Raw genomic sequence first — 23,365 nt, 5'->3', positions numbered from 1 at the left:
GGTACAACAAGCACAACATTAGCCACGCCAGTAACGCAGTCAACTTACATAACAGTCCGGTGACGCTTTGGCTGCGACGGAATCACGTTCAGCCGCTTGCGATTACAGTTCCTGGCGGTCCGGGCGCGGACGCCGCCGGGATGCGGTGATAGCCTTGGCGGTCGTAGGTGCGGGTGACAATGCCGCCGAGCAGCAGGCCGATCACCAGCCCGACGGCGGTCAAGGCCAGCGCGTGCCACAGCCCGGCGTCGGCTCGGCCATCGAGATAGAGCAGGGCCCGCGCGCCCAGATAAACCTGGTGCATCGGCTCGAATTTCGCCAGCCAGCCGAACAGCGGCGGCGTCGCCTCCAACGGAACCGTCGCGCCCGCCGACGGTAATCCGAGGATGACGAAGAGGAACATGCTGACCAGCAGACCCAGCGTGCCCAGCACCGCGATCAGCGACGTCGACGTGACACCGACCGCGGCAATGGCGAACACCCCGTAAAGCCATAGCGGCCAACTGCGATCAATGGGCATGCCGAGCCCGCTGGCTATCGCCATGTAGACGGCGGCCGTCAACAGCGCCAGCAGCGCCCATTTGATCAGCAGCGTGCGAAATCTCGAGATCCTCACCTGTTCGGCGAACCGGTAGACCGGACCGAATTCCGCTGGCACATAGCCGAGCATCGAGTCCACCAAAGTGCTGACCACAATGCTGCCGGTGAACCCGGCCAACAGCAGCAACAGCGCGTAGTAGAACGCGGACAGTCCGTTGCCGGTGCCGTTGGGCAAGGCCTTGTACACCTCGCTCTTGATGTCGATGGGGCTGCCGAGCATGAACGTCACTGCGCCAGCCATCGGTGCTCCCTGGGTTTGCGCCGCTATTTCTTGGGAAAGCCGTTCGCCGAGACTGTGATTCGCCGCTGACATAGCTTGGGACAGTGTCTGGCCGGCGATGCCGGCGCCCAACGTGCCTGCCCGCGGATTGGTCGTGACGTGGACGGCCGGCCGATCGACAGGTCCCGAAGTCACTGCGCTGCGGGCGAAGTCCTGCAGCTTCGACGAAAAGGTGGGAGGGATCACCACCGCCCCGTACGCCTGTGCGGTGTCCAATTGGTGCATGGCATCTTGACGGGAGAGCACGCGGACGTCGAACTTGTCCTTGTCCAAGCCGGACGTCAAACCGTTGACGAGCTGGTCGCCCGTCGGCCCCGCATCTTCGTTGACCACCGCGACAGGAAAATGTCGCAGGTTGGTCATGGGGTTCAAGATGCCGCCGAGGTAGAAAGCGGCGAGCGCCGACAACACCGCCAGCGTCGGCACCACCCAGAAGCGCGCAGTTCGGGTGGCTCTGACGGCCGGCCCTGGGGTCGGGCGCTGCGTGCCGCGGTTGTGTATCAGACATGCCGGCTCCTGTTCGTGGCGCTCACACTAACCGCGGAAAAGTTAGGCGCGGCGGTTAAGCGGGCACTCTGAGGGTTGACGGCGCCGGCGGGCGCCTCGCGAACACAGGAGAAACAATGATCGGAACCATATTCAGCGCCCTGATCGTCGGACTGATTGTCGGGGCACTTGCCCGACTCGTGATGCCCGGCAAGCAGAACATCGGCATCATCATGACGATCGCGCTGGGCGCGCTCGGTTCATTTCTCGGGTCGTGGTTGACATACAGCGTGGGCTACAAGAATGCCAACGGCGGCTGGGCGGTGATCCCGTTCCTGGTGGGCATCATCGTCGCCGTCGTCCTGATCGCGATCTATCTGGGACTGACTGGGCGGCGCAGCCAAATCCGTCGCTAGGTCTATCCGCCGAGGGTCCTGTGCATCTCCCAGACCAGGATCTCCGACGGCGCAGCGGAGGTGACGCGCCGGCCGTCCGAGTCGGTGAAGCGCACGGCGTCTCCCTCGGCCAGATCGCCTAAGCCCTCGACATTGACCTGGCCGCATGGCACGAAGAGGTGCACATAGGGCGCCGCCGGTAATTCCACAGCCGCACCCCGCTCGAGCCGGGCGGCGTACAGCGCGGCGGAGCGGTTGTGGATGGCGATCGCGGCGTCCTGACCGGGCCGCCCCGACGCGATGGGTACGAGCCCACGCAGATCGCCCACCTCGTGCTGCTCGTAGCTCGGGGTGATCCCAGTCTCGTCGGGCACCACCCACATCTGCACGAAATGCACCGGCTCCGTGGCGGAGTCGTTCTTTTCGGAGTGCATGATGCCGCTGCCGGCCGACATCCGTTGGGCCAGGACGGGATAAATCACGCCGCTGTTGCCGGCCGAATCACGGTGCGCCAGCGACCCCTCCAACACCCACGTCACGATCTCCATATCCCGGTGCGGATGGGTGTCAAAACCCGAAGCGGGCGCGACGATGTCGTCGTTGTTGACCAGCAGCACGCCGTGATGCGTGTTGTCCGGGTCGTAATGGTCGCCGAACGAGAACGAATGCCTCGACTTCAGCCACGACGTCGTGGTGACCGCACGGTCGTGCGCACGCCGGACGTCGATGGGCATGACTTCAGGGTAACTACCAGTCGGCGTCGGTGTATTTGATGACGCCGCGGATGTTCTTGCCGTCGAGCATGTCCTGGTAGCCGTCGTTGATGTCTTCGAGCCGGTAGGTGCTGGTCACCATCTCGTCGACCTTGAGCAGCCCGGATTTGTAAAGCCCCACCAGCCGCGGGGTCTCCACGTGCGAGCTGCCGCCGCCGAAGATGTTGCCCTTCAACGTCTTCTGCAACATCGTAAACAGGAAGAGGTTGAGCTTGACGTCGACGTCGGTCATCGCGCCCATGCCGGTAACCACGCAGGTGCCGGTCTTGGCGGTCAGCGTCATCGCCTCCTCGATCATCTCCCCGCGCATTTCGCCGACCGCGATGATGGTCTTGTCGGCCATCAGCCCGTAGGTCAGATCGATCATCGGGGCGATCGCCTCGGCCATCGTCGGGTAGACATGCGTGGCGCCGAATTTGACGGCCTGCTCGCGCTTGAACTCCACCGGATCGATCGCGATGACGTGCTTGGCGCCGGAGAGCACCGCGCCCTGCAGCGCGCTCATCCCGATGCCGCCCACCCCGACGATCGCCACGGTGTCGCCGGGCTGGACCTCGGCGACGTTGGTAACCGAGCCGAATCCGGTGGGCACCGCGCAGCCCATGATCGCCGCCGACTCGAACGGCACGTCGGGGTCGATCTTGACGACGGAATCCTTGTGCACGGTCATATACGGCGCGAACGTGCCGAGCAGGTTCATCGGCGACACCTCGTGCGAGCCGGCGCGCACGCGGCTGGTTCCGTCGGCGATCGCCTTGCCGCCGAGCAGCACGGCACCCCGATCGCACAGTGAGCGGAACCCCTTCAAACACGGCGGGCACTGCCCGCAGGCGGGAATGAACGCCAGGATGACGTGGTCGCCCTCTGCCAGCCCGGTGACGCCCTTGCCGACCTTGGTGACGACGCCGGCGCCCTCGTGGCCGCCCAGCGCCGGCAGCCCGATCGGGGTGGCCCCGGTGGTCAGGTGGTAGTCGGAGTGGCACATGCCGGCGGCATGCACCTGGATCTGGACTTCATCCTCGACGGGATCGCCCACCTCGATCTCGTCGACTTTGAACGGCGAGTTCAGCTCCCACAGCAGAGCGCCCTTGGTCTTCATGCCTGGCGATCTTAACCACCCAGTGGGAACGCGTTACAAAACAGTCGCTTCTGATGCGCTGACCTGCATTGATATGGCGCTATGCACTCTTGTGCGGCACGCCCACCGTCAAGCCGCCGTCCACGACAAACTCCCCGCCGGTCGAGTACGACGACTCGTCGGAGGCCAGGTAGACGACGCAGGCCGACACCTCGGCCGGCTCGGCGCCGCGGCCCAGCGGGATCTGCAGGAAGTCCTCCGGAATGCCCGCCGTCATCGGGGTGCGAATCAGGCCGGGGTGGATGGAATTGACCCGGATGTTGTGCGGCGCCAGCTCCAGCGCGGCGGCCTTGGCCAGGCCGCGCACGCCGAATTTCGATGCAACATAACCGTAGAGACCGGGGCTGCCGCGCAGGCCTTCCACCGAAGAAACGTTGATCATCGAACCCCCGCCGGCGGCGATCATCGGTTCCACCGCGGCCTGCATGCCCAGGAATGTGCCGGTGAGGTTGATGTCGATGATCCGCTGCCAGTCGGCGAGCGGGAAGTTCTGCAGGGTGTTGCCGTTGACGATGCCGGCGTTGTTGACCAGCACGTTGAGCCGGCCGAACGCGTCGATTGCAGCGTCGACGGCTGCCTTCCACTGATCGGGCTGGGTAACGTCGAGGTGCACGAATCGCGCCGCAGGGCCCAGCTCGCCGGCCAGCGCCTTGCCGTCGTCGTCGAGAATGTCGCCGACGACGACCTTGGCCCCTTCGGCCAGTAACGCTTTCGCGTGTGCGGCGCCCATACCGCGTGCACCGCCGCTGATCAGTGCAACTTTTCCGTCTACGCGTCCCATGGCGGGTCACGCTACTAGCAGCTGTTGCGCGTGCTTGAGTGCAGCGTCGAGTCCGGCGAGCGTCAGCCTCTGCGGGCGGCCGAGGTGGATCTCGATCTGGTATTCCGGCTGGCCGCCGCTTCCGAAGATTGGTAGCACGACGAATTCCGTTGAAGTCAGCTCAGTTTCGAGCTTATCGGTCACGGAATGCAGCGTGACCATCGTCATCAATGTGCTGAGCTGACGGGTCACTTGGGCGGTGGGCTCCAGCGACGCCAGCACCTTGGTGAGCCGGTCGTGCAGCGAGGCGTGGGCGTCGTCGAACCGCCAGGCGCCGTAGCCGCGGCGGCGGATATCGGCGAGGACCCGACGATATGCGGCGATATCCGCCTGGGTCAGCCGTGGCGTGACCCGGCGCAGCCACGCGTCGACGGCGTCGTCGTCGCGCCAGGCCATTGCCACCAGCCCGAACGGAGGGTCGATCGGAAAGCGTTGGCCGACAGCGTGTTCGCTGTCGGTGCCGTGGCCCACCGCGTCGACGGTAATCAGGTGCCGCTCGCCGATCTTCGACATCGAGCAGCCGGCGCCCAGCTTTTCGTGCAGGAAAGCGAGGGCGTCGCGGCCGCGGTCGAGCAGCGGGAATTGCTTGCGCAGCCCGTGGACTAGGCCGAACAGCCCGCTGCCCAGCACATAGCGGCGGTCGTCGCGGCGGGCCACCCAGCTGCGTCGCTCCAGCTCGGCCAGCACCAGCGCACACGTCGACGTGCTGATACCGCAGCACTTCGCGAGTTCTGCCGAGGTCCTTGGTGAATGAGCCAGTGCGGCAAGGACATCCACAACGCGAGCGGTAGGCGGCGATTTGACCGTTGACGAAGCCACAGCCACCTCCCTACGATCCGTCCAGGTTATAGTAGCTGGCGTCCTAGTATTAGGAGAACCGATGTTCAAGGTCGGCGTATGGGGTCCCGGCTCGATGGGGCTGATCGCTCTGCGCGGAGTGATCGACCACCCTCAGCTGGAGTTGGTAGATCTCGTCGTGCACAGCGACGCCAAGGCCGGCCGGGATGCCGGCGAACTGTGCGGTGTCGAGCCGGTGGGTGTGCTGGCGGCGCAAGACCCGGCGGCGATGCTCGCCGGTGACGCCGACGCGGTTGTCTACGCCGCCGCGGCCAATCTGCGTCCCGCGGAGGCGATCGCGGACATGGTGTCGATCCTGCGGGCCGGCAAGAACGTGGTGTCCTGCTCGGTGGTCCCGCTGGTCTTCCCCGGCGCCGTCGACGCCGCGTTCACCGATCCGTTGCGAGAAGCCGCGCTGGCGGGCGGTGTGTCGTTCTTCACCACAGGCATCGACACCGGATTTGCCAACGATGTTCTGCCGCTGGCACTTTCGGGGGTGTCGCGAGTCATCGAGAGTGTGCGGGTGACTGAGATGTTCAACTACGCCACCTATCCGGACAAGGCGGCGGTCTACGAGATCCTCGGGTTCGGCAAGCCGCCGGAGTTCCCCGCGTTCGCGGCACAGCCGGGAATGTTCAGCTTCGGCTGGGGACCGGTGCTGCACCAGCTCGCCGCCGGGCTCGGCGTGAAGATCGACCGCATCGACGAGAACGTCGAGCGGGTGGCAGCGACCGAGTCGTTCGACACGCCGACCGGGCATATCGCCGCAGGCACGATCGGTGCAATGCGGTCGACATTGACCGGATACGTCGACGGCAGAGCCACTTTCGTCGTCGACCATGTCACCCGGATGCACGACGACATGGCACCGGACTGGCCGCAGCCGCACATCTCGATCCCGCCGCGCGACTTCGGTTACGGGGCCGCCTCGGGCCGCGGCGCGTACCGCGTCGAGATCGAGGGTTCGCCGAGCATGCGCTGCGAGTTCGAGATGGCCGACGACCACGATCACGACCTGGGAGCGCGGATGGCAGGCGCGTCGCGGATGGTCAACGCTATCCCCGCGGTGTGCGAGGCACGGCCCGGTCTGCTCTCGGCGCTGGACCTGCCGCTGATCACCGGCACCGGCCTGGCCCGCCCGGTGTCTGGCCCGTCACCCGATTCGCGCCTGTTCTAGGCGTCGAATGGCCAGTTATTGAACGCTTTTTGGCCAATCGCGTGTCATAACTGGCCACTCGGCGAGACCTATCCACAGCGGACGCCGCAATGGCAGACGTGACGTGCATGTTGCTGACAGGGTCTGCTCGTGGGGCCGTTCATCGGAACAGAGGCGCTAGCCGAGGGCCGCGTCAGCAGGCGCGGACTGCGCAGTGGACACGAGGTCGTGTATCGCAACGTCTATATGCCAAAGGGTCAGGAGGTCACCGCACTCACCCGCGGAGTCGCAGCCTGGCTGTGGTCGGGACGCGCGGCCACTGTTGCGGGCCTGTCGGCGGCCGCTCTCCATGGCTCACTTTGGATCGACCCAGGATTACCAGCGGAGCTGTACCGGCGCAATGGCAAACCGGTTGACGGCATCGTGATCCATCGTGATGAATTGTCGGATGACGAGATATGCACAGTGCGGGGTATACGCGCAACCACACCGGCGCGGACGGCGTTCGACCTTGGCCGACGAAAAGGTCTGGTGCGGGCTGTTATTCACGTGGATGCGCTGGCCAACGCCGCCAAGCTGACGGCCCCCGAAGTCGACGACTTGGCGCAGCGACATCGCGGATCGCGAGGGCTGACGCAGTTGCGACAAGTGCTGGACCTGATGGACAGCGGCGCTGAATCGCCACAGGAAACCCGGACGCGGTTGGTTCTGATCGATGCTGGCCTGCCGCGGCCACAGACGCAGATCGTGGTCCGCGACAACTTTGGCGATCCGTTCGCGCGGCTCGACATGGGTTACGAGGAGTTCAAGGTCGGCGTGGAGTACGACGGCGTCCAGCACTGGACGGATCCCGCGCGACGGGCATACGACATCGATAAACACGCGAAGTTGCTGGCACGTGGATGGCGGGTTATTCGGGTCAGCGCAGACATGCTGAGTTACCGCCGTCAGGTATTGTCGCCCGCACATGTGCCGCCCTACATCAAGCAGGCGCCGAGTGGCCAGTTATTGCACGCTTTTTGGCAAAAGCGTGTCATAACTGGCCACTCGGCAGCTACAGGTGGTCGGGCAGGCCGAACCGCTCGAACAAGCTTGTGTCGAGGAAAGCGACGACGTGACCGACACCTGCATCGGTGATCTCCAGAACCTGCAGCTGGAACGGCAAGTGGCGATCGCCGTCGCGCATATACATCGCGGCGGCGGGCTGACCGTTGGCTGTCAACGGAAGAAGCCGCATGTCGCCAGCCGCTTGCGCGGGGCACTGCTGTCGGACCAGGGTGGCGATGGCCTGCGGGCCCTGATACCAGCCGACGAACGGCGGCATCTCCCAGACCGCCTCGCTGGTGAACAGCTCCACCAGCCGGTCGACGTCGTAGGCCTCGAACGCCGCGATGTAGCGGGCCAACCGGTCCTGCGCCTCCGGCGAATCGGGCGCCGCAAGCCGGTCTTCGTCGCTGGGCCCCACCGCTTCCAGCTGCGCGCGCGCCCGTTGCAGCAGGCTGTTGACGGCCGCCGTGCTGGTGCCGATGGCCTCGGCCACCTCGGCGGCCTTCCATTGCAGCACGTCGCGCAGGACCAGCACGGCCCGCTGGCGCGGCGAGAGGTGCTGCAATGCCGCGACGAAAGCCAACCGCACGGATTCACGTGATCCGACGATGTCGGAGGGGTCGCCGGCCGGATCGGGTAGCGGCTCCAGCCAGGCAATTTCGTTGCGTTCCACCAACTCTGCCGTGGGATCCGAACTGGGCGCGCCCAGCCCGCTGGGCAACGGCCGGCGTTGCCTGCCCTCCAGTGCGGTCAGACAGGTGTTGGTCGCGATGCGGTGTAGCCAGGTGCGCACCGACGACTTGCCCTCGAAGCGGTCGTAAGCCCGCCACGCCCGCAGATAGGTTTCCTGCACCAGATCCTCGGCGTCGTGCAGCGACCCGGTCATCCGGTAGCAGTGCGCGAGCAGTTCACGCCGATACGGCTCCGCTTGGGCGGAGAAGTCGCTCTCGAAGCTTTCTGCGACCAAACTCACCCGAGTGAGCTTACGCAGCACGTGTGACATGCTGCCTCTGATGAGTACCACCCGCACCGAACGAACCTTCGACGGCGTCGGCGGCGTACGCATCGTCTACGACGTCTGGACACCGGACACCGCACCGCGCGGGGTCGTCGTCCTGTCCCACGGGCTCGGCGAACACGCCCGTCGCTACGACCACGTCGCGCAGCGATTCGGCGACGCCGGGCTGGTGACCTACGCGCTGGACCATCGCGGGCACGGCCGCTCCGGCGGCAAGCGGGTACTGGTCCGGGACATCTCGGAGTACACCGGCGACTTCGACACCTTGGTGGGAATCGCCACCAAGGAGTACCCGGCACGTAAACGGGTGGTGCTCGGACACAGCATGGGCGGCGGCATCGTCTTCGCCTACGGCGTCGAACACCCCGACGACTACGACCTGATGGTGTTGTCGGGCCCGGCGGTGGCCGCGCAGGACGCGGTCTCCCCGCTGTTGGTGTTCCTCGCCAAGACCCTCGGCGCCGTCGTGCCGGGCCTGCCGGTGCAGGAACTCGACTCCAGCGCGATATCGCGCGACCCCGTGGTGGTCAATGCCTACGACACTGACCCGCTGGTGCACCACGGCAAGGTGCCCGCCGGCCTCGCCCGTGCGCTGCTGCTCGTGGGGGAGACGATGCCGCAACGTGCTCCCGCGCTGACCGCGCCGCTGCTGGTTGTGCACGGATCCGAGGACCGGCTGATCACCGTCGACGGCAGCAGGCGACTGGTCCAATGCGTCGGATCCACGGATGTCGAGCTGAAGGTCTATCCGGGGCTCTACCACGAGGTGTTCAACGAGCCCGAGCAAAATCAGGTGCTCGACGACGTGGTGTCCTGGATAAACGCCCGACTGTGAATGGCTGCACCGAAATGTCGGGCCGGTCCATTAGTTTGGCACCGTGAGTGACGACAAGATGCTGGCGCGGATCGCGGCGCTGCTTCGACAGGCCGAAGGCACCGACAACACCCACGAGGCCGAGGCGTTCATGGCGGCCGCGCAACGGCTGGCCACCGCGACGTCCATCGACCTGGCGGTGGCCCGCTCGCACGCGGCCAAGCGCACACCCGCCCAGTCGCCGATCCAGCGCACCATCACCATCGGTGAGGCGGGCACCAAGGGCCTGCGCACCTATGTGCAGCTGTTCGTGGTGATCGCCCACGCCAACGACGTGCGCTGCGACGTGGCGTCGAACTCGACGTTCGTCTACGCCTACGGGTTCGCCGAGGACATCGACGCCGCCCATGCGCTGTACGCGAGCCTGGTGGTCCAGATGGTCCGCGCCTCGGACGCCTACATCGCGTCCGGTTCGCACCGGCCCACGCCGACGATCACCGCGCGGCTGAATTTCCAGCTCGCGTTCGGCGCGCGGGTCGGGCAGCGGCTGGCTGAGGCCCGGGAACAGGCCCAACAAGACGCCAAGAAGGACCGCGGCAGACCACCGGGAACTGCAATCGCCCTGCGCAACAAGGAAATCGAGCTGCGTGACTACTATCGCGGCGCGTCGAAGGCCCGCGGCACCTGGCGGGCTAGCAGCGCATCGGCGGGGTACTCGTCGGCGGCGCGCCGTGCGGGTGACCGGGCCGGCCGGCGTGCGCGGCTCGGCAACAGCGCGCAGCTGTCGGGAGCGCGGGCCGCGCTGGAGTGATGGGCACTGCTGACCGCGACACGCAGCGCTCGAGGGTCTACGCCGCCGAGGAATTCGTTCGCACGTTGTTCGACCGTGCCGCCGAGCACGCCTCACGCAGCGTCGAGTTCTTCGGCGCGCAACTGACTCTGCCGCCGGAGGCGCGGTTCGGCTCGGTGACCGCGGTACAGCGCTACGTCGACGACGTGCTGGCCCTGCCGGCGGTCCGGGAACAGTGGCCCAACACGCCGCCGCTGCGGGTGCGCGCCCGGCGCGCCGCCACCGCTGCCCACTACGAAAGCGGCGACGGCACAGGCGTTATCGCGGTACCCGACCGCGACACCGCCGACTGGGCGATGCGCGAGCTGGTTGTGCTGCACGAGATCGCCCATCATCTGTGCGACCAGCCGCCGCCGCACGGGCCGCAGTTCGTCGCGACCGTGTGCACCTTGGCCGAGCTGGTGATGGGACCGGAACTGGGTTATGTGCTGCGGGTGGTGTATGCGAAAGAAGGTGTGCGGTGAGCGATCCCGACGCGCGCGCCCGCGAGGTCGAGGCGCAGATGACCGACGACGAGCGGTTTTCGTTGCTGCGCAGCGTGATGGGCGCCAGCGAGCTGTTGCCGATACACGATGAACGCATACCCGCCGGCGTCCCGATGAGCGCCGGCTACGTCCCCGGCGTGCCCCGACTGGGTGTGCCCGCCTTGCTGATGAGCGACGCCAGCCTGGGTGTCACGAATCCCGGCTACCGGCCCGGCGACACCGCCACCGCGCTGCCGGCCGGTCTGGCGCTGGCGGCGACCTTCAATCCGGCTCTTGCCCGCGCCGCCGGCGCGGCGATCGGACGCGAGGCCCGTAGCCGCGGCTTCAACGTCCTCCTGGCGGGCGGAATCAACCTCGCCCGCGACCCGCGCAATGGCCGCAACTTCGAATACCTCTCTGAGGACCCGCTTTTGAGCGCGGCGATCGCCGCAGAGTCGGTCAGCGGGATCCAGCAGCAGGGCGTCATCTCTACCGTCAAGCACTACTCGCTGAACTGCAACGAAACCAACCGGCATTGGCTGGATGCGGTGATCGATCCCGACGCGCACCGCGAATCCGATCTGCTGGCCTTCGAAATCGCCATCGAGCGGGCACAGCCGGGTGCGGTGATGACGGCGTACAACAAAGTCAACGGCCAGTACGCCGGCGGCAACGACGCCCTGATCAACAGCGTGCTGAAAGGCGCTTGGGGATATCGCGGTTGGGTGATGTCCGACTGGGGCGCGACACCGAGCTGGGAGTTCGCAGTCCATGGCCTCGACCAGGAATGCGGGGCGCAGATCGACGCCATGCTGTGGACGGGCGAGGCGTTCGGCGACCCGCTCAAGGCGGCCCACGCCGACGGGAGGCTGTCCAAGGAGCGGCTGTCGGACATGGTGCGACGAATCCTGCGGTCGATCTTCGCAGTGGGTGTCGACCAGTGGGAGACGACGCCCGCGGTGGATATGGCGGCGCACCACCACGTCGCGCTGGAGGTCGCGCGGCAAGGCATCGTGTTGTTGAAAAACGATGGTGTACTGCCGCTTTCGCCCGACGTGCGTATCGCAGTCATCGGCGGTTGCGCGCAACTCGGTGTGCCGGCGGGCTGCGGGTCGAGCACCGTGGTCCCGCCGGGCGGCTTTGCCGGCGTGTTCCCGCTCGGCTGGCCGGGCGGTCTGCGCAACCTGTACCTGTTGCCGTCGTCGCCGCTGGCCGAACTGCGACAGCACCTGCCGAACGCCAGCGTCGAGTTCGATCCCGGCGTCAGCCCGGCCGAGGCGGTGCTGGCGGCGCGGCGGGCCGATGTCGCGATCGTCTTCGCCATCCGCGTGGAAGGCGAAGGCCTCGACAGCGCCGACCTGTCGCTGCCCTGGGGCCAGGACGAGGTGATCGCCGCGGTCGCCGACGCCAATCCCAACACCGTCGTAGTACTGGAAACCGGCAATCCCGTCGCAATGCCATGGCGCGAAGAGGTCAACGCGATTATGCAAGCGTGGTATCCCGGCCAGGCCGGTGGTCAGGCGATTGCGGAAGTCCTTGCTGGACAAGTCAATCCGTCGGGCAGGCTACCGGTCACGTTCCCCGTCGATCTCGAGCAGACCCCGCGTCCGCAATTGCCGGGCCTGGGTGAACCCTGGGGAACCGCGACGACCATCCGCTACACCGAAGGCGCCGAAGTCGGCTACCGATGGTTCGCCAGCCAGGGCCTGGAGCCGATGTTCGCGTTCGGCCATGGGCTGTCGTACACCAGCTTCGAGCACCGCGACCTGGCGATCAGTGGCGGGGACACCGTCACGGCCAGCCTCACTGTAGTGAATACCGGCGATCGTCGTGGTGCCGACGTGCCACAGCTCTACCTGACCGCGGCGCCCGACGGACAACGGTTGCGGCTACTCGGATTCGAGCGGGTCGAGCTGGAGGCCGGCGAGTCTCGCCGCGTCACGATCGAGGCGGAGCCTCGGACGTTGGCCCGCTATCGCGACGGTGGCTGGCGCATTGCCCCCGGCAGCTACGCGGTCGCGGTGGGCTCGTCGTCGGTGGACCTGAACCTTATGGGTGAAGCCGAGCTGACCGGCCGCGTTTTCGGACGCTGACCGGCCAGCCCGGCGACTCCGCTAGCCGACAGCGACGAGTTCGTCGCCGCACGTGCAGCGGTAGGCCTCGCCCGAACCTGCGCAATGGCATTCGACCTCGATGCGAACCCGGCAACCGCATCCTTCGTGGCCGCAGGTGAGCAAGGTCCCAGCCTCGTAATTGCCCATGACGTCCCCTTATCTGTGTCGGGATCCCGGACGGATCCGGGATGCTTGCCCGCAGCCACCCTATACCCCATACGGGTATATGGTAAAGACCGCCGGCCGAACTCGATTCGGGTGATCGGCTAGCGTGGGCGCCATGACTGCGCAGCCGAACCCGAAGGATGTCGACGCGTTTCTGGACGCGACAGTGGTGGGCGACGATCCCGAGTCGACGGCCGCACTCCAGGCCAGCGACGCGGCCGGGTTGCCGCGCATCGCCGTCTCGGCCCAACAGGGCAAGTTCCTGGGCCTGCTGGCGGCCGCAATCGGGGCCCGTCGGATTCTGGAGATCGGCACCCTGGGCGGGTTCAGCACTATCTGGTTGGCCAGGGGCGCCGGCCCCGACGGGCGGGTGGTGACGCTGGAATACGACCCCACGCACGCCGAGGTCGCGCGCGCCAACGTCGCCTGCGCCGGCGTCGGCGACCGGGTGGAGGTGCTGGTGGGTGCCGCCTTGGAGACGTTGCCGACGGTGACCGGCGGCCCTTTCGACCTGGTGTTCATCGACGCCGACAAAGAAAACAACGTGGGCTACCTGGAGTGGGCGGTCCGACTGACCCGGCCCGGTTCGGTCATCGTGGTGGACAACGTGATTCGAGAAGGGCGGATCCTGGCGCCGGACTCCGGTGACGAGGCAGCCAAGGCGTCGCGCCGGACGCTGGAGCTGATGGGCGAGCACCCGCGCCTCGACACCGCGGTGATTCAGACGGTCGGAGCCAAAGAGTGGGATGGCTTCGCAATGGCGTTGGTCAAGTAGGCGTCAAGTCCTCGACGGCCTGCCGGGCCGAGGTCACCTCGTTGATTCGCAAGGCCGTTTCGCCGGCATAGAGCGCGCCGCAGTCCACCGACGACTCGGGCATGCCGTCTAGCGGTGCGAGCGGCGAAAACACCGGCAGGGCAGGAGATTGCAGACGGATCAGCGCGCCGGCGTCGAAGTAACCCAGCACGGATAGCCAGCGGCTCGCGGAGTTGAGAGCGGCGGGCAATGGCTTGGCGGACCCGTCGTCGCGGCACCATCGCCGGGTGGCGGCGTTGGGGACAACCCGGTGCCGAAGCGGCCAACTGAGCCCGAACAGCGTGGTCTCGACGGTCTTGTCGGCGTTGACGATTCGCTGCTGATACGCCGGGTGGGCGCCGGCCTCACGCGTCATCAAGAATCTCGTTCCGGCGATGACGCCGTCGGCGCCGGCATCCAGTGCCGCGCGGGTGTCGACGCCCGAAGCGATTCCCCCCGCGACGAACACCGGTCGTCGGCCGGCTATCGCCTGTGCGCGGGGCAGGAACTCGAGCGCGGGTATTGTTCCGACGAGATGCCCGCCGGCCTCGCGGCCCTGGGCGATCAAACCGTCGGCTCCCCAATCGATTGCGTCGCGGGCTTGCGATTCGGTGCCTACCATCACGAATACGAAGATCCCTGCGTCACGGAGCCGCTGAACCAGGTGGCGATCGCCGCCGAAAGCCACCACCACGGCGTCGACCCGGTGCTCGACGCACACCTCGATATGGCTACGGCGCGCGAAGGGCATCAACAGGTTCACCGCGACGGCACGACCGGGGGCTTGTGCGCGTACCTGTTCGATCGCCGACCGCAGTCGTCCGGGTGACACCAGCCCGAGCGTGCCCAGCCCGCCGGCCCGGGCGACCGCGGCGGCCAGCGGCGCGCCCGCCAGTCCGCCGCCCATGCCGGCCTGGCCCACCGGAACGTCGAGCCGGAGTCGATCAGCGATGTCCATGCGTTGACCGTACGGCCTGTGTGATAGCTGCGCAGCGCCGGGTACGGGCCCGCCGAATGCCGCCCATTTTCGTTGCTGGCAGACGATCGGCGGGCGTAGTCTTGGACCAGGTGGATGGTTTGCAGGAGGCCCAAAAGGCTTGCTGCATAACAGAAAGGTCACAAAATGAGCACAGTCCATTCATCAATCGATCACCACCCGGATTTGTTGGCTCTGCGGGCGCGGTATGAGCGCGCCGCCGAGTCGATGTCCGCGCAAGGCACCTTCGGCCTGGCTTTGCTGACGGCGGTCTACGCGGCTGCGTCGCCGTGGATCGTCGGGTTCCACATGACCAGGCCGCTGGCCGTCAACGACCTGATCGTCGGAGTCATGTGCGCGGCGCTGGCATACGGGTTCGCGTGCGCTCTCGACCGCACCCATGGGATGACCTGGACGCTGCCTGTCTTGGGCGTGTGGTTCATCGTTTCGCCGTGGGTCATCAACCACGTCTCGCCGCACGGCGGCATGATCTGGTCGAATGTGATTGCAGGTGCGGTGCTGACCGTGCTGGGCTTGAACGCGATGTACTTCGGTATGCGCGCGCGCAGCGACGAAGCTAAGCACGCATAGCCCGCTCAGGCCCCCGTCCCTCGCCGCCGCGAGCGTGCGCAAACCCGAGAATCGGGTCGGCGTGTCGGCCGGGAACACGCACGCTCGCGGCGAGACTGGCCTAGCCGCAGACCGCTCCGATTGCCGCGGACCCCACCAGCTTGGTGTACTTGGCCAGCACGCCGGTGGTGTACCGCGGCGGCAGTGGCGTGAAACCCACACGGCGCGCTTGGAATTCGCTTGCGTCGACCAGCACGTCGAGCGTTCCATTGGCGACGTCGAGGCGGACGCGGTCGCCGTCGCGCAAAAACGCGATCGGTCCGCCGTCGACCGCCTCCGGGGCGATATGCCCGACGCACAGCCCGGTGGTGCCGCCGGAGAAGCGGCCGTCGGTCAGCAATAGCACGTCCTTACCGAGCCCGGCGCCCTTGATGGCGCCGGTGATGGCGAGCATTTCGCGCATCCCCGGCCCGCCCTTGGGGCCTTCGTAGCGGATCACCACCGCGTCGCCCTCGGTGATGGTGCCGTCCTCGAGCGCATCCAGCGCGGCCCGCTCGCGGTCGAAAACCCTTGCGGTGCCTTCGAACACGTCGGAGTCGAAACCGGCCGACTTGACCACCGCGCCCTCGGGAGCCAGCGTCCCGTGCAGAATGGTGATCCCGCCGGTCGGGTGGATCGGATTGTCCAGCGCGCGCAGCACCTTGCCGTCCGGGTCGGGCGGCGCGATGTGCGCGAGGTTTTCGGCGACGGTCTGTCCGGTCACCGTCAGGCAATCACCGTGCAGCAGACCGGCGTCCAGCAGTGCCTTCATCACCACCGGCACACCGCCGATGCGGTCGACGTCGAGCATCACATGCCGGCCGAAGGGTTTGACGTCGGCCAGGTGCGGCACTCGTGACCCGATCCGGCTGAAATCCTCGAGTGACAGCTTGACGTTGGCCTCGTATGCGATGGCCAGCAGATGCAAGACGGCGTTGGTCGAGCCGCCGAAGGCCATCACCACCGCGATCGCGTTCTCGAACGCCTCCCGGGTGAGAATGTCGCGGGCGGTGATGCCGCGGCGCAGCAGTTCGACGACGGCCTCGCCGCTGTGGCGGGCGAACGCGTCGCGGCGCCGGTCGGTCGCCGGGGGCGCGGCGCTGCCGGGCAACGACATACCCAGTGCCTCAGCGGCGCTGGCCATCGTGTTGGCGGTGTACATGCCGGCGCAGGCGCCCTCGCCGGGGCAGATGGCCCGCTCGATGGCGTCGACGTCCTCGCGCGGCATCAGGCCGCGTGCGCACGCGCCGACCGCCTCGAAGGCGTCGATGATCGTGACCTCGCGCTCGGTGCCGTCGGACAGCTTGGCCCGCCCGGGCAGGATCGAGCCCGCGTAGAGGAACACTGCGGCCAGGTCCAATCGCGCGGCGGCCATCAGCATTCCGGGCAGCGACTTGTCGCAGCCGGCCAGCAGCACAGAGCCGTCGAGCCGCTCGGCCTGCATCACGGTTTCCACGCTGTCGGCGATCACCTCGCGGGACACCAGCGAGAAATGCATGCCCTCGTGGCCCATCGAGATGCCGTCGGACACCGAGATCGTCCCGAACTCAAGCGGATAGCCGCCGGCGGCGAAGACCCCTTCCTTCACCGCCTTGGCGAGGCGGTCCAGCGACAGGTTGCACGGCGTGATCTCGTTCCACGAGGACGCCACACCGATCTGCGGCTTGGCGAAGTCGTCGTCGTCCATGCCGACCGCTCGCAGCATTCCGCGGGCTGCGGCCTTCTCCAGACCGTCGGTGACGTCGCGGCTGCGGGGTTTGATATCAGGGGTACGTGCCTTGGTTTGGGGCATGGCCCAAGTATGCGCGGGCCGCGAGCACCTCCCAAATCAATTTCGATACCCCACGGGGGTACCCTGGGAGCATGACAGCCGCACACGGCTACTCGCCGCAGAAGGACAACTACGCCAAGCGGCTGCGCCGCATCGAGGGACAGGTGCGGGGCATCGCCAAGATGATCGACGAGGACAAGTACTGCATCGACGTCCTCACCCAGATCAGCGCCGTCAACAGCGCCCTGCGGTCCGTGGCGCTGAACCTGCTCGACGAGCACCTCGGGCACTGCGTGACCCGCGCGGTGGCCGACGGAGGCGACGAGGCCGAGGCGAAGCTCGCCGAAGCTTCCGCCGCGATCGCGCGACTCGTGCGTTCCTGACGCGCACACGCCCGAATACCCGTGATTGAGTGCTGGTCGTGGGGCGAGTGCGTACGGTTAGTGCAGCCCTGATGACCGCCGAAACCCAAACCCTTCGCAGCGGACCGTGGACGCCGCGGATCGCGGTGCAGTTGTCGGTGCTGGCCGCCGCGGCGTTCATCTACGTCACGGCCGAGATCGTGCCGGTGGGCGCGCTGCCCGCTATTGCGCGCGATCTGCATGTCAGCCTGGCGTTGGTCGGCACCTTGTTGTCCTGGTACGCGCTGGTGGCGGCGTTGACGACGATTCCGCTGGTGCGCTGGACCGCGCATTGGCCGCGGCGCCGGACGCTGCTGCTGACATTGGCCTGCCTGACCATGTCGCAACTCGTGTCGGCACTGGCTCCCAATTTCGGGGTGTTGGCCGGCGGACGGGTGCTGTGCGCGATCACGCACGGTCTGATGTGGTCGGTCATCGCGCCGATCGCGACGCGGTTGGTGCCGCCCAGCCACGCCGGACGTGCGACCACGGCGATCTACGTGGGAACCAGCCTGGCTCTGGTGGTCGGCAGCCCGCTGACGGCGGCGATGAGCCTGATGTGGGGCTGGCGCTGGGCCGTGGTGTGCGTCACCATCGCCGCGGGGATCGTCACCTTGGCCGCGTGGCTGGTGCTTCCGGAGATGGTGCTCTCGGCGGAGCAGCTCGAGCGGGTCGGTCCGCGGGCCCGCCACCACCGCAACGGCCGGCTCTGGGCGGTGAGCTTGCTCACAATGGTGGCCGTCACCGGACACTTCGTGTCCTACACCTTCATCGTCGTGGTCATCCGCGACGTCGTGGGGGTGCGAGGACCCAATCTGGCCTGGTTATTGGCCGTTTACGGAGTCGCCGGGCTGGTGGCCGTGCCGGTGGTGGCTCGCCCGCTGGACCGCCGGCCCAAACGTGCGGTCATCGTGTGCATGGCCGGGCTGGCGGCGGCGTTCGTCCTGTTGACCGCGCTGGCGTTTGGAGGCCGGCCCACGGCGGCGACGGCGCTGGTGGGGACCGCCGCGATTGTCCTGTGGGGGGCGATGGCGACGGCGGTGTCGCCGATGCTGCAGTCGACGGCGATTCGTAACGCCGCAGGCGACCCAGACGGGGCGTCGTCGCTGTACGTCACGGCGTTTCAGGTCGGCATCATGGCCGGTTCGGCGGCCGGCGGGCTGCTCTACGAGCACAGCGTGCCGGTGATGCTGGCCGCGTCGGCGGTTCTGATGGGAGTGGCTCTGGCGGGGATGACGGCGAGCCGGCACATCTTCGACGTGCCCGCCGGCGAGGAGTAACGCTTCCGGCCCTTCGACCGATGACGTATTGGCGCAGGTCAGCGCGGTAATAGCGCATGTCGGGTGGCCGCTGAAGCACTAGCCGCTCTCCGCGCTATGCCACACTGGTTGGGACTGTGACTGGAGGTATGCATATGTCGCGATGGACGAGGGGAACTCTCGTCGCCGCGCTCAGCACAGCCGGATTGACCGCTGTGCTGACGCTGGGCACCGGTTCGGCGTTGGCCGATCCCGACCAGCCACCGCCCCCCGGCGACCCTGGCGTGGCAGACGCCGGACCGGCCGACCCGCTGGCGCCGCCGCCCGACCCGTTCGCACCCCCGCCACCGGCCGAGCCGCTGGCCGCGCCGCCCCCGGCAGCACCGGCTGCACCGGCGGCTCAGCCTGCGGCCGCCGCGGGTCCGGTGGCCGGGCAGAACCCGGAGCCCTTCACGGGCCAGCCGCCGTTCCTGCCGCCCACGTTCACTCCGGTCAGCGGCTCGATGGTCGGCGTCGCCCAGCCGATCATCATCAACTTCCAGCGGCCGATTGCCGACAAGCCGATGGCCGAGCAGGCGATCCACATTTCGTCGACCCCGCCGGTGCCGGGCAAGTTCTACTGGATGACCCCCACCCAGGTGCGGTGGCGCCCAATCAACTTCTGGCCGGCCCACACCAACGTGCACATCGACGCCGCGGGCACCACGTCGGACTTTCACACCGGCGACGCGCTGGTGGCAACCGCCGACGACGCCACCCACACCATGACCGTCACCCGCAACGGGACCGTGGAGAAGACCATCCCGATGTCGATGGGGATGGCCGCGGGCGGTCACCAGACCGCCAACGGCACCTACTACGTGCTCGACAAGAAGGCCAAGGTGGTGATGGATTCCACCACATACGGCGTGCCCGTCGACTCGACGTACGGCTACAAGGTCAATGTCGAGAACGCCGTGATGTTCGACAACAGCGGCGATTTCGTGCACAGCGCGCCGTGGTCGGTGGCCGATCAGGGCAAGCGGAACGTCAGCCACGGCTGCATCAACATCAGCCCGGCCAACGCCAAGTGGTTCTTCGACAACTTCGGCACCGGCGATCCCATCGTGGTGAAGAACTCCGTCGGCACCTACAGCAAGAACGACGGCTCCAACGACTGGCAGCTGTAGCACCACCAGACGGAAAAGGCCCCGACACGCCGAGGCGTGCGGGGCTTTTGCGTCTGCTCGCGCTGCCTAGTTCCAGATGCGCACCCGGTGCTGCGGCTCCAGGTACAGTGCGTCGTTCTCGGCGACGTCGAATGCGTCGTAGAAGGCGTCGATGTTGCGGATGACGCCGTTGCAGCGGAATTCCGGCGGCGAATGCGGATCGACCGCGAGCCGCCGAATCGCCTCGGCGTCACGGGATTTGGCCCGCCAGACCTGCGCCCAGCCGAAGAACAACCGCTGCATGCCGGTCAGCCCGTCGATCACCGGGGCGGGACGGCCGTTCAGCGATAGTTGATACGCGAGCAGAGCTATCGAGAGCCCGCCCAGATCTCCGATGTTCTCGCCGACGGTGAACGCGCCGTTGACATGATGGCCGTTGCCGAGCGCACGCGGCGTGTAGCCGTCGTATTGCGCGATCAGCGCCTTGGTGCGGGCGGCGAACTCGGCGCGGTCGTCGTCGGTCCACCAGTCGACCAGATTGCCGTCGCCGTCGTATTTGGCGCCCTGGTCGTCGAAGCCGTGCCCGATCTCGTGGCCGATCACCGCGCCGATACCGCCATAGTTCGCAGCGTCGTCGGCCTGTGGGTCGAAGAACGGCGGCTGCAAAATCCCTGCCGGGAAGACGATTTCGTTCATCCCCGGGTTGTAGTAGGCGTTGACCGTCTGCGGGGTCATGAACCACTCGTCGCGGTCGACCGGACCGCCCAGCTTGGCAAGCTCGCGGTCCAGGTTGACCGCGTAGCCGCGTTGGTAGTTGCCGTAAAGGTCATTGCGGTCGATCACCAGCGCCGAATAGTCGCGCCACTTGGCCGGATAGCCGATCTTGGCGGTGAACTTGTCCAGTTTGGCCAGTGCGCGTTCCCGGGTCTGCGGTGTCATCCAGTCCAGGTTGGAGATGCTGATCCGGTACGCCTCGCGCAGGTTGTCCACCAGCGCGTCCATGCGGGCCTTGGCGTCCGGCGGGAAATGCCTTTGCACGTAAAGCTTTCCGACGGCATCGCCAAGCAGACCCTCCACCATCGACACACCGCGCTTCCAGCGCTCGCGGATCTCTTCGGCCCCGGTCAGCGCGCGGCCATAGAACGCGAAGTCCTCGCGCACCAGCGCGTCGGTCAACAGCCAGGCGCGTGCGTGGATCAATTGCCAGCGCGCCCAGCGCTTCCAGTCGTCGAGTTCCTCGCCGTGCCACAGCCCTGCAAATTCGGCGAGGTAATCCGGTTGGCGCACAACAAGTTCCGCGACTGCATCCGGTGTGGTGCCCAGCGCGCTCACCCAGCCCGACCACTGGAAGCCCGGCGCCTGCTCCTGCAGGTCGGCGAACGTGCGCAGATTGTAGGTAAGGTCGGCGTCGCGGCGTTTGACCACATCCCAGTGCGCGGCAGCCAGTTTGGTCTCCAATGCCACGATGCGGTCGGCGGTTTCGGCGTGGTCCGCCGCGTCGCCGCCGTAGACCAGCGCGAACATCCGCGCGATATGGCCGGGGTAGGCGGCCAGCAGCTCGGCATGCTGCTCGTCGCGGTAGTAGGACTCGTCGGGCAGCCCGAGGCCCGACTGGCTGACGTGCACCAGGTAGCGGGCGGAGTTCTTCTCGTCTGTGTCGACATACACGCCGACCCCGCCGCGGACCCCGGTGCGTTGAAGCGCTCCCACAACCGCAGCCAGCTCGTCGGCGTCGGCGGCGGCGTCGATCAGCGCCAGCTCGTCGAGCAGCGGCTGCAGGCCGCGCCGCTCGACCGCATCCTCGTCGAGAAAACTGGCGTAGAGGTCGCCGATGCGTTGTTCGTCGGTGCCGGCCGCGGCGGAGCGTTCGCTGAGCTCGGTGATCAAGTCGCGGACCTGCTCCTCGGCTCGGTCGAATAGCGAGCGGAATGCGCCATCGGTCGCCCGGTCGGCCGGGATCTGATACTCGCTCAGCCAGCGGCCGTTGACGTGACCGAACAGGTCGTCTTGTGGGCGGACACCAGCGTCGACATTGCTCAGGTCGATGCCCGAGCGGATAGCTTCTACCGTCACCCTGCCATCCTTACCACCGACCGGCAGGTAGCCTCACGGCCATGCCCGACGAGGGAGAGCAGACCGAGCCGACCGCCGAGGACACGCCGGAACCGTCCGGCGGCCCGATCTTCTCCGGCTACGGCATCGCCTCGGCGGTGCTGGGCCTGCTGTCGGTCGCAGCGATCGCGCTGGGAGTGCTCATCTGGACGACGCACCGCGGCGACGTCGACGAGCGGCACTACCAAAGCCGGGTCCTGCAGACCGCCGCCGACTGGACCGGCGTGCTGATCAACATGAACACCGACAACGTCGACGCCAACCTGCAGCGGCTGCACGACGGCACCGTGGGAGAACTCAACGCCGACTTCGACTCCGCCATGCAGCCCTACCGGCAGGTGGTGCAACGGCTGCAGGCCCGCAGCACCGGACAAATCGAGGCCGTTGCAATCGAAGCGGTGCACCACGAGCCCGACGCCCAACCGGGCCGGCGGCCGGCCGAGCCGCTGCCGCCGGGAGTCGCCCGGCGCACCGACACCGTCATGGTGGTCGCCACGTCGGTCAGCGAAAACGTCGGCGGCAAACCGCAGATCGTGCACTGGAACCTGCGGCTGGCGGTGTCCGACGTGGACGGCAGGCTGCTGATCTCGCAGCTGGGGTCGATCCGATGAGAAACACGTGGAGGGTGGCGGCGTTCGACGTCGCGGCGCCGCTGGCAGCGATCGCGGCGCTGCTGGCAATCGGGGTGGTGCTGAGCTGGCCGTTGTGGTGGGTGGCGACGTGTTCGGCGCTGATCCTGCTGATCGTCGAGGGCGTACTGGTCAACTTCTGGCTGCTGCGGCGGGATTCGGTGACCGTGGGCACCGACGACGACGCGCCGCTGCTGCGGCTGATTGTCATGGCGCTGTGCGCGGCCGCGCTGGTGGCCGCGGTGGTGACCGGGTACTACCGCTGGACAACAGCCGACCGCGAGCTCAGACGCGATTCTGCCGAGGTGGTACGGATCGCCACCGGGATGGCGGAGGCGGCGGCGTCGTTCTCCCCGGGCGCGCCGACCGCGTCGATCGACCGGGCGGCCGCGATGATGGCGCCTGACAAGTCCGGGGCGCTGAAAGAGCAGTACGCGAAGTCCAGCGCCGACCTGGCCCGTCGCCACGTCAGCGCGCAGGCCGAGACGCTCGCGGCCGGTGTCGAGGCGATCGGACCGTCGGCGGCCGTGGTGGCGGTGATCCTGCGGGTCACCCAGGACGTGCCGGGTCAGCCGCCTGAGCACGCCAGCCCGGCGGTGCGGGTGGTGCTGAGCAAGGACAGCGGCAGCTGGCTGGTGCGCGACTGGTCACCGATCAATTCGCGCTAGCCGGGCGTGCTCGACCATCAGACGACGGTCCATCACCAACCT

General features: G+C 67.3%; 23 protein-coding genes and 1 pseudogene. 14 read left to right on the top strand and 10 right to left on the bottom strand.

The window, feature by feature from the left end:
- Window positions 1–130: 130 nt before the first annotated feature.
- Window positions 131–1,388, bottom strand: a pseudogene (locus AWB95_RS11485) (YhgE/Pip domain-containing protein); the annotation flags it as partial.
- A 115-nt stretch (window positions 1,389–1,503) separates the two neighbouring features.
- Here AWB95_RS11485 and AWB95_RS11480 point away from each other — a divergent pair.
- Entirely contained in the window at window positions 1,504–1,782 is a 279-nt protein-coding gene (locus AWB95_RS11480) for a GlsB/YeaQ/YmgE family stress response membrane protein (RefSeq protein WP_062539053.1), read from the top strand.
- A gap of 2 nt (window positions 1,783–1,784) precedes the next feature.
- On the opposite strand, the gene AWB95_RS11475 is transcribed toward AWB95_RS11480, so the two are convergent.
- The 4 genes from AWB95_RS11475 to AWB95_RS11460 all read right to left on the bottom strand — a co-directional run bounded on the left by AWB95_RS11475 (window position 1,785) and on the right by AWB95_RS11460 (window position 5,311).
- Window positions 1,785–2,495: a pirin family protein gene (locus AWB95_RS11475; protein ID WP_062539052.1), complete on the bottom strand. Its 711-nt coding sequence runs from the start codon at window positions 2,493–2,495 to the stop codon at window positions 1,785–1,787.
- 13 nt (window positions 2,496–2,508) lie between these two features.
- The gene (locus AWB95_RS11470) at window positions 2,509–3,633 is read right to left on the bottom strand and encodes an NDMA-dependent alcohol dehydrogenase (RefSeq protein WP_062539051.1); all 1,125 of its coding nucleotides are present in this window, start codon (window positions 3,631–3,633) and stop codon (window positions 2,509–2,511) included.
- Window positions 3,634–3,712: 79 nt separating this feature from the next.
- The gene (locus AWB95_RS11465; protein WP_062539050.1) at window positions 3,713–4,453 is read right to left on the bottom strand and encodes a glucose 1-dehydrogenase; all 741 of its coding nucleotides are present in this window, start codon (window positions 4,451–4,453) and stop codon (window positions 3,713–3,715) included.
- Window positions 4,454–4,459: 6 nt separating this feature from the next.
- Window positions 4,460–5,311 carry a MarR family transcriptional regulator gene (locus AWB95_RS11460; RefSeq protein WP_420799443.1) on the bottom strand — a complete coding sequence of 284 codons (852 nt, stop codon included), beginning with the start codon at window positions 5,309–5,311 and terminating at the stop codon, window positions 4,460–4,462.
- A 61-nt stretch (window positions 5,312–5,372) separates the two neighbouring features.
- Here AWB95_RS11460 and AWB95_RS11455 point away from each other — a divergent pair, with 61 nt between their 5' ends.
- Window positions 5,373–6,506, top strand: coding sequence for an NAD(P)H-dependent amine dehydrogenase family protein (locus AWB95_RS11455; protein ID WP_084706976.1), 1,134 nt, complete (start codon window positions 5,373–5,375; stop codon window positions 6,504–6,506).
- Between the two features lie 129 nt (window positions 6,507–6,635).
- A complete protein-coding gene (locus tag AWB95_RS11450) occupies window positions 6,636–7,622 on the top strand; it encodes a hypothetical protein (protein WP_338016606.1) in 987 nt (328 codons plus the stop codon).
- Here the strand turns inward: AWB95_RS11450 and AWB95_RS11445 are convergent.
- The gene (locus tag AWB95_RS11445; protein WP_084706975.1) at window positions 7,540–8,598 is read right to left on the bottom strand and encodes a sigma-70 family RNA polymerase sigma factor; all 1,059 of its coding nucleotides are present in this window, start codon (window positions 8,596–8,598) and stop codon (window positions 7,540–7,542) included. The genes AWB95_RS11450 and AWB95_RS11445 overlap by 83 nt on opposite strands.
- Between AWB95_RS11445 and AWB95_RS11440 the strand changes: the two genes are divergently transcribed.
- The 4 genes from AWB95_RS11440 to AWB95_RS11425 are packed head-to-tail and all read left to right on the top strand — an operon-like array spanning window position 8,546 to window position 12,771.
- Entirely contained in the window at window positions 8,546–9,385 is an 840-nt protein-coding gene (locus AWB95_RS11440) for an alpha/beta hydrolase (protein ID WP_062539064.1), read from the top strand. The two genes, AWB95_RS11445 and AWB95_RS11440, sit on opposite strands and share 53 nt — an antisense overlap.
- A gap of 43 nt (window positions 9,386–9,428) precedes the next feature.
- Complete coding sequence (locus tag AWB95_RS11435) at window positions 9,429–10,175, top strand: DUF2786 domain-containing protein (protein ID WP_085168243.1); 747 nt, start codon at window positions 9,429–9,431, stop codon at window positions 10,173–10,175.
- Window positions 10,175–10,678: a TIGR04338 family metallohydrolase gene (locus tag AWB95_RS11430; RefSeq protein ID WP_062541393.1), complete on the top strand. Its 504-nt coding sequence runs from the start codon at window positions 10,175–10,177 to the stop codon at window positions 10,676–10,678. The genes AWB95_RS11435 and AWB95_RS11430 overlap by 1 nt, the downstream gene beginning before the upstream one ends.
- Complete coding sequence (locus AWB95_RS11425) at window positions 10,675–12,771, top strand: beta-glucosidase (RefSeq protein ID WP_180276013.1); 2,097 nt, start codon at window positions 10,675–10,677, stop codon at window positions 12,769–12,771. Before AWB95_RS11430 ends, AWB95_RS11425 begins: the two co-directional genes overlap by 4 nt.
- 21 nt (window positions 12,772–12,792) lie before the next feature.
- Here AWB95_RS11425 and mymT read toward each other — a convergent pair whose 3' ends face one another.
- Window positions 12,793–12,939: a copper-binding metallothionein MymT gene (gene mymT / locus AWB95_RS11420; protein ID WP_084707331.1), complete on the bottom strand. Its 147-nt coding sequence runs from the start codon at window positions 12,937–12,939 to the stop codon at window positions 12,793–12,795.
- A 133-nt stretch (window positions 12,940–13,072) separates the two neighbouring features.
- On the opposite strand from mymT, the gene AWB95_RS11415 reads away from it, so the two are divergent.
- Complete coding sequence (locus AWB95_RS11415) at window positions 13,073–13,732, top strand: O-methyltransferase (protein ID WP_062541392.1); 660 nt, start codon at window positions 13,073–13,075, stop codon at window positions 13,730–13,732.
- Here AWB95_RS11415 and AWB95_RS11410 read toward each other — a convergent pair.
- Window positions 13,725–14,708 (bottom strand): NAD(P)H-dependent flavin oxidoreductase, encoded by a 984-nt coding sequence (locus AWB95_RS11410; RefSeq protein ID WP_085168242.1) that lies wholly within the window; start codon window positions 14,706–14,708, stop codon window positions 13,725–13,727. The two genes, AWB95_RS11415 and AWB95_RS11410, sit on opposite strands and share 8 nt — an antisense overlap.
- Window positions 14,709–14,873: 165 nt before the next feature.
- On the opposite strand from AWB95_RS11410, the gene AWB95_RS11405 reads away from it, so the two are divergent.
- Window positions 14,874–15,317 carry an SPW repeat protein gene (locus AWB95_RS11405; RefSeq protein WP_085168241.1) on the top strand — a complete coding sequence of 148 codons (444 nt, stop codon included), beginning with the start codon at window positions 14,874–14,876 and terminating at the stop codon, window positions 15,315–15,317.
- A gap of 100 nt (window positions 15,318–15,417) precedes the next feature.
- On the opposite strand, the gene ilvD is transcribed toward AWB95_RS11405, so the two are convergent.
- The gene (ilvD, locus tag AWB95_RS11400; RefSeq protein WP_085168240.1) at window positions 15,418–17,127 is read right to left on the bottom strand and encodes a dihydroxy-acid dehydratase; all 1,710 of its coding nucleotides are present in this window, start codon (window positions 17,125–17,127) and stop codon (window positions 15,418–15,420) included.
- A gap of 71 nt (window positions 17,128–17,198) precedes the next feature.
- Here ilvD and ricR point away from each other — a divergent pair, with 71 nt between their 5' ends.
- The 3 genes from ricR (at window position 17,199) to AWB95_RS11385 (ending at window position 19,935) form a co-directional block, all read left to right on the top strand.
- Window positions 17,199–17,489: a copper-sensing transcriptional repressor RicR gene (gene ricR, locus AWB95_RS11395; RefSeq protein ID WP_062541541.1), complete on the top strand. Its 291-nt coding sequence runs from the start codon at window positions 17,199–17,201 to the stop codon at window positions 17,487–17,489.
- Window positions 17,490–17,560: 71 nt separating this feature from the next.
- Window positions 17,561–18,787 carry an MFS transporter gene (locus tag AWB95_RS11390; RefSeq protein WP_062541540.1) on the top strand — a complete coding sequence of 409 codons (1,227 nt, stop codon included), beginning with the start codon at window positions 17,561–17,563 and terminating at the stop codon, window positions 18,785–18,787.
- Between the two features lie 134 nt (window positions 18,788–18,921).
- The gene (locus tag AWB95_RS11385) at window positions 18,922–19,935 is read left to right on the top strand and encodes a L,D-transpeptidase (protein WP_085168239.1); all 1,014 of its coding nucleotides are present in this window, start codon (window positions 18,922–18,924) and stop codon (window positions 19,933–19,935) included.
- Between the two features lie 66 nt (window positions 19,936–20,001).
- Here the strand turns inward: AWB95_RS11385 and AWB95_RS11380 are convergent, their stop codons facing one another.
- Window positions 20,002–21,987 carry a M13 family metallopeptidase gene (locus AWB95_RS11380; protein ID WP_062540387.1) on the bottom strand — a complete coding sequence of 662 codons (1,986 nt, stop codon included), beginning with the start codon at window positions 21,985–21,987 and terminating at the stop codon, window positions 20,002–20,004.
- Between the two features lie 41 nt (window positions 21,988–22,028).
- Between AWB95_RS11380 and AWB95_RS11375 the strand changes: the two genes are divergently transcribed.
- Both AWB95_RS11375 and AWB95_RS11370 read left to right on the top strand, forming a co-directional pair.
- Window positions 22,029–22,637: a hypothetical protein gene (locus AWB95_RS11375; RefSeq protein ID WP_062540386.1), complete on the top strand. Its 609-nt coding sequence runs from the start codon at window positions 22,029–22,031 to the stop codon at window positions 22,635–22,637.
- Window positions 22,634–23,323 (top strand): hypothetical protein, encoded by a 690-nt coding sequence (locus AWB95_RS11370; protein ID WP_062540385.1) that lies wholly within the window; start codon window positions 22,634–22,636, stop codon window positions 23,321–23,323. The genes AWB95_RS11375 and AWB95_RS11370 overlap by 4 nt, the downstream gene beginning before the upstream one ends.
- Window positions 23,324–23,365: the final 42 nt, after the last annotated feature.

Source organism: Mycobacterium celatum (genome assembly GCF_002101595.1).
Lineage (GTDB): Bacteria > Actinomycetota > Actinomycetes > Mycobacteriales > Mycobacteriaceae > Mycobacterium > Mycobacterium celatum.
This window is presented reverse-complemented; position numbering and strand designations above follow the sequence as displayed.

Excerpts from the sequence above, each read along its gene's own strand:
- AWB95_RS11455 (WP_084706976.1), top strand. The coding sequence starts at position 5,373 with ATGTTCAAGGTCGGCGTATGGGGTCCCGGCTCGATGGGGCTGATCGCT.
- AWB95_RS11415 (WP_062541392.1), top strand. The coding sequence starts at position 13,073 with ATGACTGCGCAGCCGAACCCGAAGGATGTCGACGCGTTTCTGGACGCG.
- AWB95_RS11440 (WP_062539064.1), top strand. The coding sequence starts at position 8,546 with ATGAGTACCACCCGCACCGAACGAACCTTCGACGGCGTCGGCGGCGTA.
- AWB95_RS11385 (WP_085168239.1), top strand. The coding sequence starts at position 18,922 with ATGTCGCGATGGACGAGGGGAACTCTCGTCGCCGCGCTCAGCACAGCC.
- AWB95_RS11430 (WP_062541393.1), top strand. The coding sequence starts at position 10,175 with ATGGGCACTGCTGACCGCGACACGCAGCGCTCGAGGGTCTACGCCGCC.
- AWB95_RS11370 (WP_062540385.1), top strand. The coding sequence starts at position 22,634 with ATGAGAAACACGTGGAGGGTGGCGGCGTTCGACGTCGCGGCGCCGCTG.
- AWB95_RS11470 (WP_062539051.1), bottom strand. The coding sequence starts at position 3,633 with ATGAAGACCAAGGGCGCTCTGCTGTGGGAGCTGAACTCGCCGTTCAAA.
- AWB95_RS11410 (WP_085168242.1), bottom strand. The coding sequence starts at position 14,708 with ATGGACATCGCTGATCGACTCCGGCTCGACGTTCCGGTGGGCCAGGCC.
- AWB95_RS11465 (WP_062539050.1), bottom strand. The coding sequence starts at position 4,453 with ATGGGACGCGTAGACGGAAAAGTTGCACTGATCAGCGGCGGTGCACGC.
- AWB95_RS11480 (WP_062539053.1), top strand. The coding sequence starts at position 1,504 with ATGATCGGAACCATATTCAGCGCCCTGATCGTCGGACTGATTGTCGGG.
- AWB95_RS11390 (WP_062541540.1), top strand. The coding sequence starts at position 17,561 with ATGACCGCCGAAACCCAAACCCTTCGCAGCGGACCGTGGACGCCGCGG.
- AWB95_RS11405 (WP_085168241.1), top strand. The coding sequence starts at position 14,874 with ATGAGCACAGTCCATTCATCAATCGATCACCACCCGGATTTGTTGGCT.
- ilvD (WP_085168240.1), bottom strand. The coding sequence starts at position 17,127 with ATGCCCCAAACCAAGGCACGTACCCCTGATATCAAACCCCGCAGCCGC.
- AWB95_RS11445 (WP_084706975.1), bottom strand. The coding sequence starts at position 8,598 with ATGCGTACGCCGCCGACGCCGTCGAAGGTTCGTTCGGTGCGGGTGGTA.
- ricR (WP_062541541.1), top strand. The coding sequence starts at position 17,199 with ATGACAGCCGCACACGGCTACTCGCCGCAGAAGGACAACTACGCCAAG.
- AWB95_RS11475 (WP_062539052.1), bottom strand. The coding sequence starts at position 2,495 with ATGCCCATCGACGTCCGGCGTGCGCACGACCGTGCGGTCACCACGACG.
- AWB95_RS11375 (WP_062540386.1), top strand. The coding sequence starts at position 22,029 with ATGCCCGACGAGGGAGAGCAGACCGAGCCGACCGCCGAGGACACGCCG.
- mymT (WP_084707331.1), bottom strand. The coding sequence starts at position 12,939 with ATGGGCAATTACGAGGCTGGGACCTTGCTCACCTGCGGCCACGAAGGA.